Genomic DNA, 19331 nt, shown 5'->3' on the forward strand with positions numbered 1-19331 from the left:
AATCAGTGGGGATTCATCCCCACTGATTTTTTAATAGAAAGAAGGCTCTTGTACATTTACAAGAGCCTTCTTTCTATTTCTTAAACTTAAACATATCCCCACTCAAATTCGAATCACTATACACGAACAATACCATGTTAATATTGTTGTCTTTAATGTATTGATATACATCTTTTTCGTGATAGTGACGCAGGTCGAGGATAGATGTGTGTTTGAAGCTTTGTGCTAAGTGTGGCACGATTGCGTTTGCGAATGAGTCTTTTAGGACTAAGGCGCGTACTTCATTTGGTGCATTGTTATTTTCGGTGACGATTTCTGGATAGTCGTCCGTGTAATATCCTGCGTATGATGTTGTATCTTTTTGTTTTTCTACGCCGTATATGTCATCTAAGTTTTGATGAACAGTACCTTTCACATCTTTTGCGGTAACGCTTGTGAAGTTGAAACCGCCTTTCGGTGTGTAGTAGCACAATTTTTCCCCAGTTGCATCGATGAGTTGGTATAGTTGGTTGTTGAAGCTTCCGACTAAATGTTTATTTTGCGCACATGTACGAGTGTAGTCTTCTTTTTTTATTTCTTTTCCTTTATATATAGAAGACTGTTGCCCGATTGTGTTCATTATATATTGGTAGCCTAAGAAGGCACCGTCCATATTCCAATGATGATCTGTTTTGAAATACATGTCCTGTATTTCTTCGTTCGTATAGTTCTGTTTATAGTGTTCCATAAGTTTTATTGGCTTTACGTCAGCTGGAAGTTTTGTTAGAAAGTAATTTAAATTGTCCTGTGCATAAGTGTGAATATGAGAAGGTAATTTAAATGATAATGCATTCGTTTTTGACGGTGGTAAAGCAAAGTAAAACTCGACGTTTTGTTCTTTTAAAAACTGAGATAAGTCGTTTATAGCAGGCATGGATTGGTCAATTTCGTTATATTTTGTCGTCCACGCCGGGTTTTTTAGGAGCCATTTATCATCAGTTAAAATAATGTCGTTAATGAGAGACTTGCCCATATTAATTTGGGCAATCGTATAGTTTTTAATAAGCTCATCTCGTCCGATTAATTGATCATTTGTGTATGTTTCAAAATCTTTAAAGAAGCTACCAGTTAGGAGAGCTTCTTTCGTAAGTGCTGGTTTTTGAGCGAGCGGCCGATTTTCAACTGGTGAAATGTCTCGGTCTGTTTTGAGTAACGATAATATGCCAAATGAAAAGATAATGGTGAGAAAACCGATAAACAGGATGAGGTTCCCCAATTTTTTCATAATAACTTTTCCTTCCTACATCAGTTAAAACCTGAAATAAATAAATGGATTATATGTTGAGTTAATCAAGTACATAACCGAAATCATAAATAATGTTAGTAATAATATAGGACGTACAAATTGCGTCGTGAACATATACGTTTTTGGCGCAAGTTCTAGTATGTTTTTCATTCGTTTTAAAATTGGAGTCGCTGCGATAAAGGCAATGAGAAATACGATAATGTATTCATGTACGTATAACATTGTATTGTCATCGATGAAAGATTGTCCTCCTATGCCGAACATCGCTTTTAAATATTGGAACGAGTAAGCGAAGTTGTCAGCTCGGAAGAAGACCCAACCGATCATAACGATTAGTAATACGTATGCATGTTGCAGCGGTTTCCATAGTTTGTTTAATATTTTTTCGAATCCAGCTTTTTCAATTGAAATAATAAAGCCATAATATAAGCCCCAGGCGATAAATGTCCAGCTCGCCCCGTGCCATAAACCAGTTAATCCCCATACGATGAAGAGGTTACGATAATTCGCTAGTTTTGAAACACGGTTTCCGCCGAGCGGGATATATATGTAATCGCGGAACCAAGAACCAAGTGTAATATGCCATCTTCTCCAAAACTCTGAAATAGATTTAGAGATGTACGGGTAGTTGAAGTTTTTCGGGAAATCAAATCCGAACATTTTTCCAATTCCGATTGCCATATCAGAGTACCCTGAGAAATCGAAATAAATTTGGAGAGTGTAGGCGATAATACCAATCCATGCCGTTCCAACACTTATTTCAGATGGTGGTAAGGCAAATATTTTATCGGCGACAAATCCTACTTGGTTGGCGATTAATATTTTTTTTGCTAGTCCGAGAACGAAAATTTGAATACCTTCTGTGAATCGTTCAAAAGAATGGATGCGCGTTTTAATTTGCTCAGCGACGATATTGTAACGAACAATTGGTCCGGCAATAAGCTGAGGGAAAATAGATATATATAGCGCTAAATTAAGTGGATTTTTTTGAACATCCCCATCTTTACGGTATATATCGATGACATAGGACATCGCTTGGAATGTATAAAATGAAATTCCGATTGGTAGTGGAATAGGTTCCACATGAATAGATAAATGCAATGATTTGTTTAAAATGTCTGTGAAAAATGAAATATATTTAAAATAAGAAAGTAATAAAATATTTCCGACCACAGCCATAACTAAAAATGTGACTTTCATATTTTTTCGTTTATCATAATGATGCACAAGTAGGCCAAAGCAGTAGTTTAATACGATGGAAAAGAGCATTAAAAGAACGAAACGCGGTTCGCCCCATGCATAGAAAATTAAACTAAATGCAAGTAATACGAAATTACGTAGCTCGGCACGCACTATAAAATAGAGAAATAATACGAGAGGTAAAAAGATAAATAAGAAAATCGAACTACTAAATACCAAAGGACTCTCCTCACTTTTTTCGAAATACATTTCGTGCAAAAAAAAACCGACATATCTATTATATATTCTTTTATATAATAGTGCCTTTAATATTTTATCATGTTAATAATTTGATTAAAATAATTATTCTATATAAGTAGTTTCTCATTTCATACATAAGAAAGGTGTGCCATTAAGTGTTTTTTTATGGAAATTATTAATTTTGAGATAAGAGAAGTGGCATAATTAGGGGGAGAAGAATGAGTAAATTCGGATTGTATGGTAAGTTTATTGTGGAAGAACGTAATCGGGAAGAATTAACGAATATTTTGCTAGAGGCTGCGGAATCGATGAACGTACTTCATAGTTGTGAGGTATATATTGTAAGTACTTCTGATGACGAGCCAAATGCTGTATATGTTTTTGAAGTATGGAGTAATGAAGAAGCACATAAAGCATCTTTAACGTTAGAGTCTACACAAAATTTAATAAAGCGAGCAAAACCAATGATTACTGGAGCAGAAAGAATTAGCACTTTGAATGCTAGAGGCGGTAAAGGCTTGGAATAGAAAGAAGCAGCATCCAGATGGATGCTGCTTCTTTCTATTCTATTTCTAAATCAACAATTAAGTAAGCGAGTATCACAACAAAGAAAATGCTAACGGCTGGTGCTGTTAATACGTGTCCAGACATAAAGCCAATACCGAGCGATAAGACGAGTGTGCTAGCTAGTAGCATATGTTTTACGCTAAATAGTTTCTTGAAGTTTGTGATGATGCGAATGAATATTTTTATACCGAAATAAAGAAGTGGCAGTAAGTACATAAGGAAGCCAACAATTCCGAATGCGAAGAATAGGTCGTGGAAATCCATTTCGACTAACTTCATTTTCGTTGTATAGTTACCAGCGTACCCCATTCCAAATAGTTTTTGAGATAGTGGTGCTTCTTTATAGTATTGTTTATATACTTTTAAAAACTTGTCGCGATCACTGTAAATTAAACTTTTCATTTCAGAGTCTGTTAGTTCGCCTTGCTCATGTTCTTCTTCTGTAACTACTTTTCCTTCTTTTCGGTCTTTTTCTTCTTGTACTGATTTTTTGTATTCATATATTTGTAAATGGATGGTCATGTTTTTTGCGATAGGAGTTTGCGGTGTAAGTACGAGTAACCCTCCTAATACGACAGCAGCAACAACTGTATTTACAAGATATGTGAATCCTTTTCCTTCTTTTTTACGATGTATTATATATTCAATGAATAAGAAGAAAAGGGCGATACCAAGTGTAATAACGATGGCACCATAGCCTACTTTCGTTCCAATCATAATGCTTGCATACATTGCAACTACAGTTGGAATCCAGTAATACGCTTTTGAGAAAGAAGTTGTTTTATGAACTGAGTATAAGACAACGATTGGGAACATAATTGCAAAAATGGAACTTAAATCATTTCCAGCAAAGAACCATCCTCTTGAACCGATCTTTGAGTTCGGATAGCTTGGGAAATCTGTACCAGTTGCCATAGCCGCGATGATTGAAATACTTAAAATTAACGTTGCATATAAGAAATACGTAATGATTTTATGAAACGCGTAGTCGTTATTTTTTAATTCTTTTAGTGCGATAATATATCCAAACAGTAGTACTATTGGATATACACTTTTCAAAATAAATTTCACTTCTTCTCCAAATGAAACTGGAGATTTGACCATTAAATTATTCACAAGGCCAATTGCGAGTACAATGCCAAATAGACATAAATAAAGAATATACTTTTTCGCGCCTTGTTGTTTATGATGAAGAAGTAGATAACCTAATGCAAGAAGCATAAAGGCGAAACGGACTACGATTCCGACTGTTGCGCTCATGTGTAATACATAGATTGAAAAAGACGTTAACAAATCTAAAATTGGTTGAAACACAATGAATAGCAGTAGGAAATGCGGGAAGTAGTTATCCGTCTGTTTGAACTTAGTAACCATATGTTCCTCCATTTCTTCATTCCTTTATTTCAGAACCTCTATATAAATAGGAAGGAGAATGAATTTCTATATTTAATTTTTATATCAGACTTAAGAATACACCATTTCATTGTAATGGTAAATAGATGAAGAGAGGTGATAAACCGACTTTAATTTCTATATTTTTCAACGGAATTGTATGTTTTATACAAGGTCATATACAAATTACGAGATTATTAGACAGAAAATTGAGAAAAAAGAAGGGTTTTTCACCACCTTTCTATAATTATATAAGTATAATCTTTATGTAGAAAAGAGGGGTATATATAATGGAAGTAACAAGTAAAACAGAATCTGTCGTTGTGAAATATGAAGGGCACGTTGCAACGGTTATGGTCAATCGCCCAGAGGTGTTAAATGCATTAGATGAGCCAACATTAAAAGAGTTATTACAAAAATTGAAAGAAGTAGCGGAGAGTTCTGCACACATTGTTGTGTTATGCGGAAGTGGTCGTGGTTTTTCTGCGGGTGGAGATATTAAATCGATGCTTTCAAGTAATGATGAAAGCAAGTTTGATGGCATTATGAATACCATTTCTGAAGTTGTTGTGACTTTATATACGATGCCGAAGCTTGTTATTAGTGCGATTCATGGACCAACTGCTGGTCTTGGGTTAAGTATTGCGTTAACAGCTGACTATGTGATGGCAGATATATCATCCATTATTGCGATGAACTTTATTGGAATCGCTTTAATTCCAGATGGTGGCGGCCATTTCTTCCTTCAAAAGCGTGTCGGTGAAAATATGACGAAGCAAATTATTTGGGAAGGAAAGAAATTATCAGCAACAGAAGCGCTTAATATCGGTTTAATTGATGAAGTAATCAGTGAGGATTTCCAAACGGCTGTGAAGCAAAAAATTAGTGAATGGTCACAAAAGCCGATCAAAGCGATGATTCAAACGAAGCAAATTTTATGTGAAGTAAATCGCTCCAATTTAGAACAAACATTGCAACTTGAAAAGCGCGGCCAATATGCGATGAGACAAACAGCGGATCATAAAGAAGGCATTGCTGCATTTTTAGAAAAACGTTTGCCTGCATTTAAAGGGGAATAAAGTGAAATTTGAATTAATAGTAGTTTTACTGCCGGTTAATTTAAGGTAAAGGGGAGAAAGTGCTAACACATTTTAGTATAATTGTGTTAGCACTTTTTTTTTAGGAGTAATATATGAAGAAAATTATTGGTGTTATCGGCATGATTGTAATAGCATATTATACTTTGCATAGTACACCATCTATGGCTGTGCGAACTGCGTTGTTTTTTGAAGGACATCCAAGCGTTGCGTTTTCTGGCGAAGTGACGAAAGAAAAAGATGTGAAAAAAGAAGCAATTCCAGCTGAGTACCAAACTCTATATGGTAAGGAAGAAGAATCAGAGCACTATTTCTTTCCTCACGTAAGGGCACATGGATCAGGAATTGATATGCTTAGTGCGTGCGTGAAGAAAAAATGGTTTTTCTATAAAGCAGAGCTCGGATGTTATTAAACATAGGAGGATGAATGATGTCAGCATATAACAAGTTAGTAAGAGATCGTGTTCCAGAGAAGATTTTAAGGTCTGGAAAAACATATACAGCACAAAAATTAACAGGACAAGCATACATACAAGCTTTAGCGAAAATTGGAACGGAAGAAATTCGTGAATTTGCTTCTATGAAAGAGCGTGAACATGCGCTAGATTCTCTTGCGGATGCACTGGAAGTGATCATTTCATTAGCGCGTGCAGAAGGTGCAACAATTGAAGATGTAGAACGTCTTCGTAAGAAAAAAGAAATAGAGCGCGGTGGATTTGAAAGAGGCATTTATTTGTTGGATGTTTCAGAAGAATAGTTTCGTAGGGAAAGCATAGCGTTAGTGAGTAACGCTATGCTTTTTTGTTGCAATTAAACTAATAATGAAGAAGATAACTGTTAATACCCAGCCAATTGTAATAGAAGTAGTAGTGTGAACTGCATAAGAAACTTGTAAACAAAATAATGATGCTAAAAACCAAATGAGTGCAATGTGTATATATTTTTTTGATATATTCATATTTTATAACTCCTTTTGTATACTAAAAAGAATTTTACCGCAATTTAGAAAATTAAGCTATATGAGTAGAGGATTTATAGTAAATTCGGTATACTAAATAATAGAGAAAATGAGGAGGGAACGACAATGGCACATCATACGAAAGAAACGATGGAACTTATTAAGGAGCTTGTCTCTATTCCAAGTCCATCTGGAAATACAGAGAAAATCATTCGTTTTATTGAAAACTATGTAAGTGAGTGGAATGTAGAAACGAAGCGTAACAATAAAGGCGCTCTCATTTTAACGGTAAAAGGGAAAAATGATGCACAGCACCGTTTATTAACGGCACACGTTGATACGTTAGGTGCGATGGTGAAAGAAATTAAGCCTGACGGTCGTCTGAGTCTTTCTATGATTGGCGGATTTCGCTGGAACTCTGTAGAAGGAGAATATTGCGAAATTGAAACATCAAGCGGTAAGACGTATACAGGAACGATTTTAATGCATCAAACATCTGTGCATGTATATAAAGATGCAGGTGAAGCGAAACGCGATGAGAAAAATATTGAAGTTCGTATTGATGAGCGTGTATTTTCAGCTGATGAAGTACGCGAATTAGGAATTGAAGTAGGAGACTTCGTTTCATTTGACCCGCGCGTTCAAATTACAGAAAGTGGATACATAAAATCACGTCATTTAGATGACAAAGTAAGTGTTGCGATTCTATTAAAATTAATTAAGAGATTACAAGATGAAAACATAACATTACCATATACAACTCATTTCTTAATTTCTAATAATGAAGAGATTGGATACGGTGGTAACTCTAACATTCCAGAAGAAACGGTTGAATATTTAGCAGTTGATATGGGAGCGCTAGGTGATGGACAAGCATCTGACGAGTATACTGTATCTATTTGTGCAAAAGACTCTAGTGGTCCGTATCATTATGCACTGCGTAAACATTTAGTAGAGCTTGCGAAAAAGAATCATATTGAATATAAAGTAGATATTTATCCGTACTATGGATCGGATGCATCAGCTGCGATTCACGCTGGATTTGATGTGAAACATGCATTAATTGGAGCGGGTATTGATTCTTCTCATGCATTTGAGCGTACACATGAAAGTTCGATTGCTCATACAGAAGCACTTGTTTATGCATATGTATTATCAGAGATGATTGCAGAATAAGAAAAGAAATAGGCTACCTCTAGTAGCCTATTTTTTGTTTGCAGGGAAATCGACTTTATTTAACAAAAAGTAAATTAATTGTATTTTATTTTACAATATTAAGAAAGTAGGTTTACTACATAATTCGAGTATTATAAAATGATAGAGGCGCATTAATTTTTTTTGTTCGGATTTATTGAAATTTATATATTAAGATTACGCGTTATTAAAAATTGATTGTCGAGAGGAGTATTATTTTTTATGAAGTATCGTGCAGTCGCGGCAGGTATTTTAGCCGCAAGTTTATTATCGTCTCCAGTAAGTAGTTTCGCAGCAGCAAAGAAGTTTTCGGATGTTCCTACATGGGCGCAAGAATCAGTTGAATATTTAGTAGGAAAAAAAGCGCTTGATGGAAAGCCAGATGGAACGTTTTCTCCATCTGAAGCAGTAGATAGAGGATCAGCTGCAAAAATCATAGCAGTCGTTCTTGGTTTACCGATTGATCCAAAAGCAAAACCATCTTTTAAAGACGCACAGAGCCATTGGGCAGCACCGTACATTGCTGCAGTGGAAAAAGCAGGTGTAATTAATGGAGATGGTACTGGTAAATTTAATCCATTCAATAAAATGAACCGTGCATCTATGGCATCTATGTTAGTACAAGCGTACTCATTAGATAAGAAAATTATTGGAGAACTTCCAACACAGTTTAAAGATTTGGAACCTCATTGGGGTAAGAAACAAGCTAATATTTTAGTAGCCTTAGAGATTTCTAATGGTACGGGAAATGGCTGGAATCCTGAAGGAACTGTAACTCGTGCAGAAGCAGCTCAGTTCATTGCGATGGCTGATAAAAATAAAACAAATACATCAAAAAGAATGTATATGAACAGAAACTTTATTACATATCATCAACCATCATTATCATCTGGTATTACTGACGTTCAGCATAAGCCACAAATGGTTGAAGTGAAAGAGCAAAGAGCAGACGGCTGGTTGAAAATTGTAACAAGTAAAGGTGAGAAGTGGACACCTCTACAAGAAAAAACAGAAACAATTAACCAAGACTTTACTGCATATGAAACAGCTTCACATAGTTCTCAAGTGCTAGGTACATATAATGCACAAACAGTAACGATTATGGAGGAGAGTGGCAGCTGGATTCGTATTCGCGTAGGCGCTGGATTCCAGTGGGTTGATAAAAATCAATTAAACCCAGTAAAACAAGAGAACTTCTTAGAAGGTAAAGCGATTATTATTGATCCAGGTCATGGTGGAATTGACTCAGGTAATCCTGGTTATTATGAGAAAGAAAGTGAAACTGTATTAGATGTATCATTACGATTACAGAAAATATTTGAGCAAAGAGCACCATTTACTGTGATGTTCACTCGTACAGATAATACACGCCCAGGAACAAGTGGTCCTGATTCATTAAAGAAACGTGTAGAATTTGCACAGGAACATAATGGAGATATTTTTGTAAGTATTCATGGTAACGGTACGGATGATAAAAAAGGGCACGGTACAGAAACATTCTATTATGCAGCAGCACCGACAAGATCAACGAATCCATATGTAGAAGACAGTAAGTTATTAGCACAAAAAATTCAAGACCGTCTTGTAGTAGCACTTGGAACAACAGACCGTGGTGTGAAAAAAGGTGATCTATATGTAATTAGAGAAAATACAATGCCAGCTGTATTAACAGAATTAGCATTTGTAGATAATAAAAGTGATGCAGATAAAATCGCTACACCAAAACAGAGACAAGCTGCAGCAGAAGCGATTTATCAAGGTATTTTAGATTATTACGAAGCAAAGGGTAAGAAAGTATCTTCTTTCCGTTAATAAATAAAAAGAGATTGCCAATAGGCAGTCTCTTTTATTTATTAACGTTTCTCTTTATTTCCGGCATGTGATATCATTTAATTTTACGTAAAAAAGGTATTCGAATAATTGTAATCATAATAATTTTAAACGATAAAGGATGATAATAGATTGAGTAATCATAGTACAACACCTGCATGTATATATACGTATGCGTTTCGCGAGGAGGAGCGTGCTTTATGTTATTTGGAAATGCGCTCGTTCTTTGGAATGGAATCCCACGTTAATATTTTGAAAAGTGATGTCAAAATTGACCCGAGTAGAAGTGCATTTATTAAAGAGCGCGTTGAGGTTATGTATGAAGGAGACGACTTAGAAAGTATTTTAAAACAAGTAGAACAAATTGATTTGGCGGGGGCGTCATTTAAAGTTATCTTCGTTAAAATCAATGATCTTGGCAAAGAAAATAAAATTGAATATGGGGAAAGACGTCTCATTGAACGCGACCTCGGTATGCATATTGAAGGAGAAGCAGATGTTCGTAATCCAGAGCGTGTATTCGGGATTGTTCCTCTTGGAGGACGCTGGTACTTCGGACACTATGTAGAAAGTGAGCCGGTTTGGTATCATCACATAAAAAAACCGCACAGTTATTCGACATCTCTTAGCACACGTGTTGCGAGATCAGTTGCAAATATCGCTGTACCAAATCCAGATGGAGTACGAGCAATTGACCCGTGCTGCGGTATTGGAACAGTAGTAGTAGAAGCACTTTCTATGGGAATTAACATCGTTGGTAGAGATATAAATCCACTTGTAGTTCTTGGAACGAGAAAAAACATCGCACATTTCGGATTTGAAGGGACAGTAACAATAGGTCCAATTGAGGAAATTACTGAGAACTACGACGTTGCAATTATCGATATGCCGTACGACTTATTTACGCATGCAACACCAGAAGACCAGTTCTCCATTCTTTCAAGTGCGCGCCGCATTGCTAAAAAGGTAGTCGTTGTCACGATGGAAACAATGGACGACATGATTCATGAAGCAGGATTTGAAATTGCAGATCGCTGTATTACAAGAAAAGGATCATTTACTAGACAAATTCTTGTTTGTGAATAAGAAAGGAAGGTCACCCGTTGGGTGACCTTTTTTTAGTTTGTATTGATGTGTGATTGGTTGGTGGAATGGAGGAGTGATTTGGCGGAATTTGTCGGTAAGTCGATATTCCGTGTCGAATCGTCGATACCGCTACATTAGTATATTACTGTTCTTTTAATTTTTCTTGTTGTTCGATTAGTAAATTACGTAAGACGTGTCCGCGGTAACTTTCTAGTTTTCGTCCTTCAAGATAGCGCACGCCTAATTTTTTTAATTCAGCTACGTACCAGCCTTTTGTTCCATAATACATTGGATCACTTCCTTTTTGCTTTTGAACAGTATATGTGGCGGGGGGAGAGAATTTTCTTTTTTATTCAGCATTAGGACTACAAAATTGAAAAAACATGTAAAGGGAATATGATATTACTTCTATTTCTAGTTTATTAAAATAGGCTTTATAGTAAGAATTTCTAAAAATATAAAGGGGGAATATGCTTTGTTTCCAGGTACTTTATATGAAACACATGTTAAAACAAGAAATTTAGAAGTAGCAAAAGAGTTTTATACGAAACTTGGATTATCTCATGCTCGCACAATTGAAGAACGCCGTGTCGCATTCTTTTGGTTTGATAAAGATAATAAGAAGGAACAAATGCTAGGCATTTGGGAGGTATCAGAAGAGGAATTCCATAAAAGTCACTTTGCATTCAAGGTTAACTATGAAGAAATCACTCATGCAAGAGAATGGCTTCTTAATAAAGGAATAAACCCAAGGGCCGCTTTCGGTCTTGAACCGTCTGAGCCTATGGTTCAGACGTGGACACCTACTGCAAATCTTTATTTTTATGATCCTGATGGTAATTCTTTAGAATTTCTATGTTTACTTCCTGAAAAGAAAAACGTAAAACAAGATGTCATGCATTTAAGTGAGTGGGAAAAATTGCCGAGTGAAATATAAAGTGAAACTTTAATCAGTGGGGGTTTTGTTCATCCCCCACTGATTATTAGTTGAACCAATCGGGCTTTTACGGGCAGTTGATCCCCCACCTAACTTCTTTGCTTTCGCTGAATTTTGAGGTGGGGGTCTTACTGCCCGTTAAATGCGGGATAAATTTGATTTTGGCTCAAATCCCGCAAAATAATTAAAAAAGGAACCATAACTTTGCTCAAGTAGTGACGTTATGGCTTTTTTGTTTTGTGCGGGCTAAGAGTCACTCACTGTCTACTGTATAAAAAAATAGACAGTAGTGTATGCTTTTTTACACAATGTATACAAATTTATACCCTATGCGTTGGCATGATATTTGCAATAAAAATAGTATCAACATATAGGGGAGAGATAGAAATGAAGGTTAGTAAAGTGTACACAACAATTGATGTTCACGTAGCTGGGGAACCGCTTCGAATTATTACAGGTGGCGTGCCAGAAATAAAAGGAGAAACGCAGCTAGAAAGACGCGCGTACTGTATGGAACATTTGGATCACCTTCGCGAAGTTCTTATGTATGAACCGAGAGGACATCACGGCATGTACGGTTGTATTATTACTCCACCTGCAAGTGCTCACGCTGATTTTGGTGTATTATTTATGCACAATGAAGGCTGGAGTACGATGTGTGGGCACGGTATTATCGCTGTTATTACAGTCGGAATTGAAACAGGTATGTTTGAAGTGACAGGTGAGAAACAAAAGTTCATTATTGATAGCCCTGCTGGTGAAGTCATTGCGTATGCAACATATAACGGGAGCGAAGTAGAGTCCGTATCATTTGAAAATGTTCCTTCATTTGTATACAAAAAAGATGTTCCTATTAAAATAGATAACTATGAATTTCAAGTAGATATCGCGTTTGGTGGAGCATTCTACGCGGTAGTAGATAGTAAAGAACTTGGTTTGAAAGTCGATTTCAAAGACTTATCTGCTATTCAAACGTGGGGCGGTAAAATTAAGCACTACATCGAGAGTCAAATGGAAGTGAAGCACCCACTTGAAGAAGGATTAAAAGGAATATATGGCGTTATTTTCTCAGATGAACCGAAGGGGGAAGGTGCAACTTTACGAAATGTAACAATCTTCGCTGATGGGCAAGTAGACCGTTCTCCTTGCGGCACAGGAACTTCCGCAAGAATCGCAACTCTTTTTGAAAAAGATGCTTTACAAAAGGGAGAAATTTTCGTCCATGAATGCATTACTGACGGGAAATTCGAGGGGGAAGTATTGTCGGTAACAGCGGTACATACATATGAAGCTGTCGTTCCGAAAGTAACGGGGTATGCATTTATTACAGGATTTCATCAGTTCGTTATAGACCCGAGAGATGATTTGAATAGGGGATTTTTGTTAGGATAAGAGGAGGAGGTGGAAAGGTATGCTAGTCATAAGCGCGAACGAACAACGAAATTTAGTAAATATGAACGAAGTCATTGAATACGCGGCGCTTGCTTTAAAAGAATTTTCCGCAAAAAGGACGATCACACCAATTCGCGGCTCATTACCATTTGCGAACGAGAAAAATACGGCATTAATTATGCCTTCAGTAGCGGAAGGACTTGAGGCACTTGGCTTAAAAGTAGTAACAGTAGTCCCCGAGAACAAAAAGGTAGGAAAGAAAACGATAAACGGGATTGTGATGCTATCAGACTTTCAAACGGGAGAACCGCTGGCGCTTTTAGAAGGATCCTACTTAACGATGATTCGAACAGGGGCTCTATCAGGAGTAGCGACAAAACATTTAGCTCGTCATAACGCAAAAACTTTATGCATAATTGGGACCGGAGAACAGGCGAAGGGGATTGCCGAAGCAGTATTTGCGGTGAGAGATATCGACAAAGTCATTTTATACAATCGAACAGAAGAAAAAGCGAATGCATTCTCGCAATATATACAAGAGAGATTTAGTAAACCTACTTATGTTCACACAAATGCAAATGAAGCAATAAGCGAAGCAGACATCATCGTCACAACTACGAACGCATCCACACCAGTCTTCTCAGAAAAACTACAAAAAGGCGTCCACGTAAACGCCGTCGGCTCATTTAGACCGAACATGCAAGAACTACCATCTCACGCCATCGCGGGCGCAAACAAAGTAGTAGTCGAATCAAAAGAAGCAGCATTAGAAGAAACGGGTGATCTTCAAGTTCCGATACAAGAAGGTCTTTTTAAAGCAAGCGACATCCACGCCGAACTCGGACAAATTATAAGCGGAGAAAAAGACGGTCGCAAAAACGAAGAAGAGATTACTATTTTCAAATCAGTTGGTTTGGCAGTAGTAGACATTATCGTTGCGAAGTATTTGTATGAGAAAGCGGTGGAGCGCGGGATAGGGAATAGGATTGAGTTTTGAGAGACTGCCTTTTGGTGGTCTTTTTTTGTGGGTGGGCGTGGTACGGTTGCGGACAAGCAGAAGGCTTATCCCATGGAGTTTCTAACTTTTATCCATTTATTATGCATACAAGATTTTAATGAGAAGTATGTTTCGATTTTTTCATCTTTCAGTTTGAAGACAAGTTGATCAGCATATAAATTAATTTCTTTTTAGGTTACAACACCTTTCTGATAGGACACACTGACTACTTGGTATCAAAGTAGCTTTTTTCATTTTTGTTTTCCTATTTTGAGTGTTATGGTCTTAACTTTGAATAACAAACTCTATTAATATAAAATATAGAAACAATTCACAAGAAAGAATCATGTAAGAAGGACCTGTATTTGATATTTTCCAATCACCGAATTATCCATATACGAAAGGGCTATTAAACTCCTTGCCGAAAATATCAAACGGCGTAAAAGAAAGACTCGCGCCAATTCAAGGTGTAACGCCTAACTTATTAAACCCGCCACAAGGTTGCCCATTCGCAGAGCGTTGCCCGCATGCGATGGACATTTGTGAAAAAGAACGTCCGCCATATTTTAAAATCGGAAACGAAAGACGTTCCATGTGTTGGTTAAACGAAAGGGCGGTAGGTGATTCACATGCATGAAGAAAACTTAATTGAAGTTCGGAACTTAAAAAAATATTTTCCTATTAAAAAGGGACTATTCGGCAGAAAAACAGAGCAATTAAAAGCAGTCGATGACTTAAGCTTCACAATTAAAAAAGGTGAAACATTCGGATTAGTAGGCGAATCGGGCTGCGGAAAATCAACGACAGGAAGAAGCATCATTCGTTTACACGATGTCACTTCAGGGAACATCCTATTCGACGGAAAAGACATCGCAAGTTTAAAGGAAAGTGAACTAAAAGAATATAGAAAACGAATGCAAATCATTTTCCAAGATCCATACGCATCATTAAACCCAGCAATGAATGTATTCCAAATTATTAGCGAACCAATGAACATTCACGGCACTTATGAAAAAGAAGAACAAAAAGAAATCATCTTAGACCTGCTAAAAAAGGTAGGCCTAAAAGAAGAACACTTATATCGCTACCCGCACGAATTTAGCGGAGGACAAAGACAGCGCATCAGCATCGCGCGCGCACTATCTGTAAAACCAGATTTCATCCTATGTGACGAACCAATCTCAGCACCAGATGTCTCAGTCCAAGCACAAGTCGTAAACATGCTGCAAGACATCCAAGAAGAAACAGGTGTCACATACTTATTCATCGCACATGACCTATCAATGGTACGGCACATATCAGACAGAATCGGAGTCATGTACCTAGGAAACATAGTAGAAATTGCCGACAGCGAAGACCTATACACAAAACCGGCACATCCATACACACAAGCACTACTCTCATCCATGCCAGGACCAGATCCAACAAGCACAGGCAAAGAACAGATCATCCTGCAAGGCGAAGTACCAAGCCCGCTAAACTCACCATCCGGCTGCAAATTCAGAACGCGCTGCAAATTCGCCACTGAAAAATGCGCGTAGGAAGTACCGAAGATGGTTGAGATTGAGAAGGGGCATGAGGTGGCTTGTCATTTGTTTTAGAAGGAGAGCATCGGGGGAACCTGGTGGTATTTCAGTTGGTAATATGATAACTGGTATGGCTTGTAACGTTAAACAATTTATATAATAAACAATAAACATAAAAAAGAGCTAAGGTTCTCATACAGCTGTAGCTCTTTTTTATGTTTGTTAAATAATATCCTTTCAAAAAAATATTTAAGTCTATATTTATAATTTTTTCTATCTCAATGCATAAAGACAGGGGAGGATTATATTTAATTCCCTTCCATACTTCTGATGGGGTGGACATCAGTGAGATGTGGTGTTTTGTTCACGGATTTTTAACATCTTTATTTACAGTGTTTTGAATGTAAACTAATAATAAAAAGTTTGCTTTCAAATTAGAAAAGGTTAGTCCCTCACTCCACTCCAGCTAAAAACCTCACACCCAAAAACAAAGGGGAATTCAATTGTTCAAACTCATATAAAGTTTCAATCTTGTCAAAGCATTCATTAGGATATACAATTGATCATCTATTTTTCTTTACATAATCTCCAGATACAGTCCATATCAACTATAGATTCTTGTCTTATGCTAAATGTAATCAAAAAGCAAGTAGATAAAGATAATGACTAAAACATTAACTCTAGATACTTTTTTGATGAATATTACAAATAAACAGGAGGTAATGAAAAATGATTAAAACATTATTAGCAGGAGCACTTTTAAGTACAGGATTGGTAGCGGGAGGTGTAGTAGGTGCAGATGATGCGAAAATGGACAATTTAAAGTCAAATGAAGATAGTTCAAATCAAGTAATTACACAAAGTGCAGATGGAACAACGTCTTTCTCACAAAACTTTGATTTGCCTAAAGATGCAGTGCCAGCAACTCCTAAAGGAGACGCAAAAACTGTTGAAAGAACAGAAGGTACAGGTTCTCAAGAAGGAAAAATGGTACCAACAAAAGAAGGTACAGATTCTCAATCTGGATTTGAAATGGGAGCCCCTGAAAAACTAGAACACGCAAAAACTGTTGAAAGAACAGAGGGTACAGACTCTCAAGAAGGAAAAATGGTACCAACAAAAGAAGGTACAGATTCTCAATCTGGATTTGAAATGGGAGCCCCTGAAAAACTAGAACATGCAAAAACTGTTGAAAGAACAGAGGGTACAGACTCTCAAGAAGGAAAAATGGTACCAGCAAAAGAACGAAATTAAATAATATATAGTTATAACGAAGAGCATCCAAAAAGTGGTGCTCTTTTTATATTATAGGAATTAACTAGTTCTACTGAATATAGAACAGTAGGAGGAATTGAGACTAGAACATGGGGCCTATCTCTTCAAATCATGGTGTTTAGGGCAATAGTTTTGGTGGTAACGTTACAATACAAACATTTTATTAGAGATTTTCTAAATTTACATACACTCTAGATAGACTACATATCAACTTCAGATACTTGTTTTATGATACAAGTAATCAAACAAAAGGAGGGCAATACAAAATGATTACAACAATATTAACAGGGCACTCTTTTATGTACAGGAGAGTATTAGCAGGTGGAGCAAATGTTGAAGATGTACAGACAGATAAGCATATTCCATATGAACAAAATGAATTGTAGCAAATTCTAGAAAAGTACGATTCAAAGAAGTTTGAGTTATAAAAAGAAAATAGATAAATATAGTGAAATAGATAAATTAACAAGAGAAAAGTACTTTGTGTATATCACAGGTGATTTTTATTTTCATTTGGATATAGGACTTGAATCAAACTTTTATACTAAAATATATACGGCAAAAAGGAGGGAGTATATTGCACAAAATTATTTATGGAATATTAATTTTAATGTATACTTTGTATTCATTTTTTGTAAGTGACGGAAGTGAAGTAAGGTTTATTATGCTGTTAACGATAGTACTTATCTTTTCTGTGGTTTTAGAAAAAGGAAATGCAAACAAAACGACTGATTAAAGGTCTTTTTGTTTGCATTTTTTAGTTGGCTATTAAAGTCCAGATGTTTTAGGGATAGCACCAAATCGCCATCAAGCTTAAAGAATGATTTATCCCCAAACAATAAAAATGAGCTTTTTATTACAAGTTAGCACCAAATTTCGTTTTTGGGACACTATTAAATTTTTAGTTGATGAAAACACCCGCCTAAAATAGAAAACTTTTAACATATTATCATTTATTCCGTAGCTTTTAAGGTATTTAACACGACTTTGGTTGCGTCTGCAATAAGTTTATCATCGTATTTAGCATCTTCTTTATCATGATTAGAAAGTATAGCAAGAACAATCGGCTTTTTATTTGGTGGCCAAATAATTGCGATATCATTTCTTGTTCCGTAAGACCCCGCGCCTGTTTTATCAGCTACTTCCCATCCTTTTGGTACGCCCGCACGAATCAATTTATCTCCAGTTGTATTTCTCTTCATCCAATCTACTAATAGTTCACGTTTTTCTGTTGGAAGTGCAGTCCCTAATGTAAATGATTGAAGCGTCTTAGCTATTGCTTCTGGTGTACTGGTATCATGTGTTTCTCCTGGATGCACTTCATTTAATTCAGGTTCAAATCGTTCTGAAGTAGTAACAGTATCTCCCATTTCTCTCAAGATTTTTTCAAATTCAGAGGGACCTCCTAACTGTTTAAGAATCAAATTATGTGCTGTGCTGTCACTATATCGAACAGAAGCATCTGCAAGTTCTTTTAACGTCATTCCTGTATCAACATGCTTTTCAGTAATTGGATTATAATTAGAAAGATCTTCATGAGTATACGTAATCCTTTGATCGAGAGCTTCTAATGAGTTCTTGCGTAAAAGAGCGCCCACAGCTAATGATTTAGATGTAGATGCAAACGCAAAATGATCATCTGAATGATAAGCAATAGTTTGATTCGTACCTGTGTCCAGTGCATAAATACCAAGCTTAGCATCATATTCTTTTTCAAGTTTAGCAAAAGATTGATTTCCTGTATTTTCTTGTTTAATTTGATTAGCTTGATTCGTTTGTTTAGGTGGTTCAGATTGAGCATTACTATTGGAACAGCCTATAAGTGATACACATGAAAGTAATACTACAGGTACAATCTTTTTGTAATGTAAAATGTTACAGAACTTGTTTAAAACGAACATAAATTTTCAACCTCTTTCAAGAATATATGGATTTTGTCTAGGTATTCTAAATACTAATGCAATTAAAGATGGCATTGGGTAACAATACTACTGCAGCTAAAATTTCACAGGTTAAATAACATCCAAAACGTTTATCCCGCATTAACGGGCAGTAAGACCGCCGCTGATTAAAGTTTCACTTTATATGATTGATAAGTCACAGTTTGCGTTATTTCTTTTTTGTTTCCACTTGTAATACTTAACTGTAGTATTACAATACATGTTTTTTACTTTTGGGAATAATAAGTCCTTTCATTTTTTTGTAATACATAAAAATAGATGTCAAACGGGATATGTTGTATCCAATCTGGACAACTCATATTAGAAATACACTTATTAGACACTCTAAGTAATAAATTTGTTCCACTTTAAGAGGAGGGAGAATTTTGGGTTTGTAAAATAACAATGGAACTAC

18 protein-coding genes and 2 pseudogenes are annotated in these 19331 nt (G+C 36.2%); 14 read left to right on the plus strand and 6 right to left on the minus strand.

Features of this window, described 5'->3' with window-relative positions; all coding sequences use genetic code 11:
* Positions 1–73 precede the first annotated feature (73 nt).
* The gene (gene patB1, locus ACU8YW_RS04655) at positions 74–1264 is read right to left on the minus strand and encodes a secondary cell wall polysaccharide O-acetyltransferase PatB1 (RefSeq protein ID WP_087985740.1); all 1191 of its coding nucleotides are present in this window, start codon (positions 1262–1264) and stop codon (positions 74–76) included.
* A gap of 24 nt (positions 1265–1288) precedes the next feature.
* Positions 1289–2704: an MBOAT family O-acyltransferase gene (locus ACU8YW_RS04660; RefSeq protein ID WP_098135139.1), complete on the minus strand. Its 1416-nt coding sequence runs from the start codon at positions 2702–2704 to the stop codon at positions 1289–1291.
* A gap of 239 nt (positions 2705–2943) precedes the next feature.
* On the opposite strand from ACU8YW_RS04660, the gene ACU8YW_RS04665 reads away from it, so the two are divergent.
* Positions 2944–3252 (plus strand): putative quinol monooxygenase, encoded by a 309-nt coding sequence (locus ACU8YW_RS04665; RefSeq protein ID WP_088062140.1) that lies wholly within the window; start codon positions 2944–2946, stop codon positions 3250–3252.
* Between the two features lie 34 nt (positions 3253–3286).
* Here ACU8YW_RS04665 and wpaA read toward each other — a convergent pair whose 3' ends face one another.
* Entirely contained in the window at positions 3287–4666 is a 1380-nt protein-coding gene (wpaA, locus tag ACU8YW_RS04670) for a secondary cell wall assembly protein WpaA (protein WP_098135142.1), read from the minus strand.
* A 308-nt stretch (positions 4667–4974) separates the two neighbouring features.
* On the opposite strand from wpaA, the gene ACU8YW_RS04675 reads away from it, so the two are divergent.
* From ACU8YW_RS04675 to ACU8YW_RS04685, 3 genes are all read left to right on the plus strand, one after another.
* Positions 4975–5763, plus strand: coding sequence for an enoyl-CoA hydratase (locus ACU8YW_RS04675; protein WP_098135144.1), 789 nt, complete (start codon positions 4975–4977; stop codon positions 5761–5763).
* Between the two features lie 113 nt (positions 5764–5876).
* Entirely contained in the window at positions 5877–6194 is a 318-nt protein-coding gene (locus ACU8YW_RS04680; protein WP_087985737.1) for a YjcN family protein, read from the plus strand.
* A 17-nt stretch (positions 6195–6211) separates the two neighbouring features.
* Positions 6212–6538, plus strand: a complete 327-nt coding sequence (locus ACU8YW_RS04685; RefSeq protein ID WP_087985736.1) for a nucleoside triphosphate pyrophosphohydrolase — start codon at positions 6212–6214, stop codon at positions 6536–6538.
* Between the two features lie 21 nt (positions 6539–6559).
* Here the strand turns inward: ACU8YW_RS04685 and ACU8YW_RS04690 are convergent, their stop codons facing one another.
* Positions 6560–6739: a hypothetical protein gene (locus ACU8YW_RS04690; RefSeq protein WP_087985735.1), complete on the minus strand. Its 180-nt coding sequence runs from the start codon at positions 6737–6739 to the stop codon at positions 6560–6562.
* Positions 6740–6865: 126 nt separating this feature from the next.
* Here ACU8YW_RS04690 and ACU8YW_RS04695 point away from each other — a divergent pair, with 126 nt between their 5' ends.
* From ACU8YW_RS04695 to ACU8YW_RS04705, 3 genes are all read left to right on the plus strand, one after another.
* Entirely contained in the window at positions 6866–7915 is a 1050-nt protein-coding gene (locus ACU8YW_RS04695) for a M42 family metallopeptidase (RefSeq protein WP_097892144.1), read from the plus strand.
* 240 nt (positions 7916–8155) lie between these two features.
* Positions 8156–9745, plus strand: a complete 1590-nt coding sequence (locus ACU8YW_RS04700) for an N-acetylmuramoyl-L-alanine amidase (RefSeq protein WP_306007535.1) — start codon at positions 8156–8158, stop codon at positions 9743–9745.
* Between the two features lie 150 nt (positions 9746–9895).
* Complete coding sequence (locus tag ACU8YW_RS04705; RefSeq protein ID WP_097892150.1) at positions 9896–10849, plus strand: TRM11 family SAM-dependent methyltransferase; 954 nt, start codon at positions 9896–9898, stop codon at positions 10847–10849.
* Positions 10850–10991: 142 nt separating this feature from the next.
* On the opposite strand, the pseudogene ACU8YW_RS04710 reads toward ACU8YW_RS04705, so the two are convergent.
* Positions 10992–11192, minus strand: a pseudogene (locus tag ACU8YW_RS04710) (YflJ family protein); the annotation flags it as partial.
* 132 nt (positions 11193–11324) lie between these two features.
* Here ACU8YW_RS04710 and ACU8YW_RS04715 point away from each other — a divergent pair.
* From ACU8YW_RS04715 to ACU8YW_RS04745, 7 genes and pseudogenes are all read left to right on the plus strand, one after another.
* A complete protein-coding gene (locus ACU8YW_RS04715) occupies positions 11325–11786 on the plus strand; it encodes a VOC family protein (RefSeq protein WP_106383109.1) in 462 nt (153 codons plus the stop codon).
* Between the two features lie 339 nt (positions 11787–12125).
* The gene (locus ACU8YW_RS04720) at positions 12126–13178 is read left to right on the plus strand and encodes a proline racemase family protein (RefSeq protein WP_426933971.1); all 1053 of its coding nucleotides are present in this window, start codon (positions 12126–12128) and stop codon (positions 13176–13178) included.
* A gap of 19 nt (positions 13179–13197) precedes the next feature.
* Positions 13198–14175: an ornithine cyclodeaminase family protein gene (locus ACU8YW_RS04725; protein ID WP_426933970.1), complete on the plus strand. Its 978-nt coding sequence runs from the start codon at positions 13198–13200 to the stop codon at positions 14173–14175.
* A gap of 352 nt (positions 14176–14527) precedes the next feature.
* Positions 14528–14812, plus strand: a pseudogene (locus ACU8YW_RS04730) (oligopeptide/dipeptide ABC transporter ATP-binding protein); the annotation flags it as partial.
* Complete coding sequence (locus ACU8YW_RS04735) at positions 14805–15716, plus strand: ABC transporter ATP-binding protein (RefSeq protein WP_426933969.1); 912 nt, start codon at positions 14805–14807, stop codon at positions 15714–15716. The pseudogene ACU8YW_RS04730 and the gene ACU8YW_RS04735, both read left to right, overlap by 8 nt.
* A 714-nt stretch (positions 15717–16430) precedes the next feature.
* Entirely contained in the window at positions 16431–16955 is a 525-nt protein-coding gene (locus ACU8YW_RS04740) for a hypothetical protein (RefSeq protein WP_426933968.1), read from the plus strand.
* 598 nt (positions 16956–17553) lie between these two features.
* Entirely contained in the window at positions 17554–17712 is a 159-nt protein-coding gene (locus ACU8YW_RS04745) for a hypothetical protein (RefSeq protein WP_002159080.1), read from the plus strand.
* Positions 17713–17929: 217 nt separating this feature from the next.
* Here ACU8YW_RS04745 and blaIII read toward each other — a convergent pair whose 3' ends face one another.
* Positions 17930–18877 carry a class A beta-lactamase BlaIII gene (blaIII, locus tag ACU8YW_RS04750; RefSeq protein ID WP_426933967.1) on the minus strand — a complete coding sequence of 316 codons (948 nt, stop codon included), beginning with the start codon at positions 18875–18877 and terminating at the stop codon, positions 17930–17932.
* Positions 18878–19331: the final 454 nt, after the last annotated feature.

It is taken from the genome of Bacillus pretiosus (assembly GCF_052947655.1).

Excerpts from the sequence above, each read along its gene's own strand:
- wpaA (WP_098135142.1), bottom strand. The coding sequence starts at position 4,666 with ATGGTTACTAAGTTCAAACAGACGGATAACTACTTCCCGCATTTCCTA.
- ACU8YW_RS04665 (WP_088062140.1), top strand. The coding sequence starts at position 2,944 with ATGAGTAAATTCGGATTGTATGGTAAGTTTATTGTGGAAGAACGTAAT.
- ACU8YW_RS04735 (WP_426933969.1), top strand. The coding sequence starts at position 14,805 with ATGCATGAAGAAAACTTAATTGAAGTTCGGAACTTAAAAAAATATTTT.
- ACU8YW_RS04690 (WP_087985735.1), bottom strand. The coding sequence starts at position 6,739 with ATGAATATATCAAAAAAATATATACACATTGCACTCATTTGGTTTTTA.
- ACU8YW_RS04725 (WP_426933970.1), top strand. The coding sequence starts at position 13,198 with ATGCTAGTCATAAGCGCGAACGAACAACGAAATTTAGTAAATATGAAC.
- ACU8YW_RS04675 (WP_098135144.1), top strand. The coding sequence starts at position 4,975 with ATGGAAGTAACAAGTAAAACAGAATCTGTCGTTGTGAAATATGAAGGG.
- ACU8YW_RS04680 (WP_087985737.1), top strand. The coding sequence starts at position 5,877 with ATGAAGAAAATTATTGGTGTTATCGGCATGATTGTAATAGCATATTAT.
- ACU8YW_RS04695 (WP_097892144.1), top strand. The coding sequence starts at position 6,866 with ATGGCACATCATACGAAAGAAACGATGGAACTTATTAAGGAGCTTGTC.
- patB1 (WP_087985740.1), bottom strand. The coding sequence starts at position 1,264 with ATGAAAAAATTGGGGAACCTCATCCTGTTTATCGGTTTTCTCACCATT.
- ACU8YW_RS04700 (WP_306007535.1), top strand. The coding sequence starts at position 8,156 with ATGAAGTATCGTGCAGTCGCGGCAGGTATTTTAGCCGCAAGTTTATTA.
- blaIII (WP_426933967.1), bottom strand. The coding sequence starts at position 18,877 with ATGTTCGTTTTAAACAAGTTCTGTAACATTTTACATTACAAAAAGATT.
- ACU8YW_RS04685 (WP_087985736.1), top strand. The coding sequence starts at position 6,212 with ATGTCAGCATATAACAAGTTAGTAAGAGATCGTGTTCCAGAGAAGATT.
- ACU8YW_RS04740 (WP_426933968.1), top strand. The coding sequence starts at position 16,431 with ATGATTAAAACATTATTAGCAGGAGCACTTTTAAGTACAGGATTGGTA.
- ACU8YW_RS04720 (WP_426933971.1), top strand. The coding sequence starts at position 12,126 with ATGATATTTGCAATAAAAATAGTATCAACATATAGGGGAGAGATAGAA.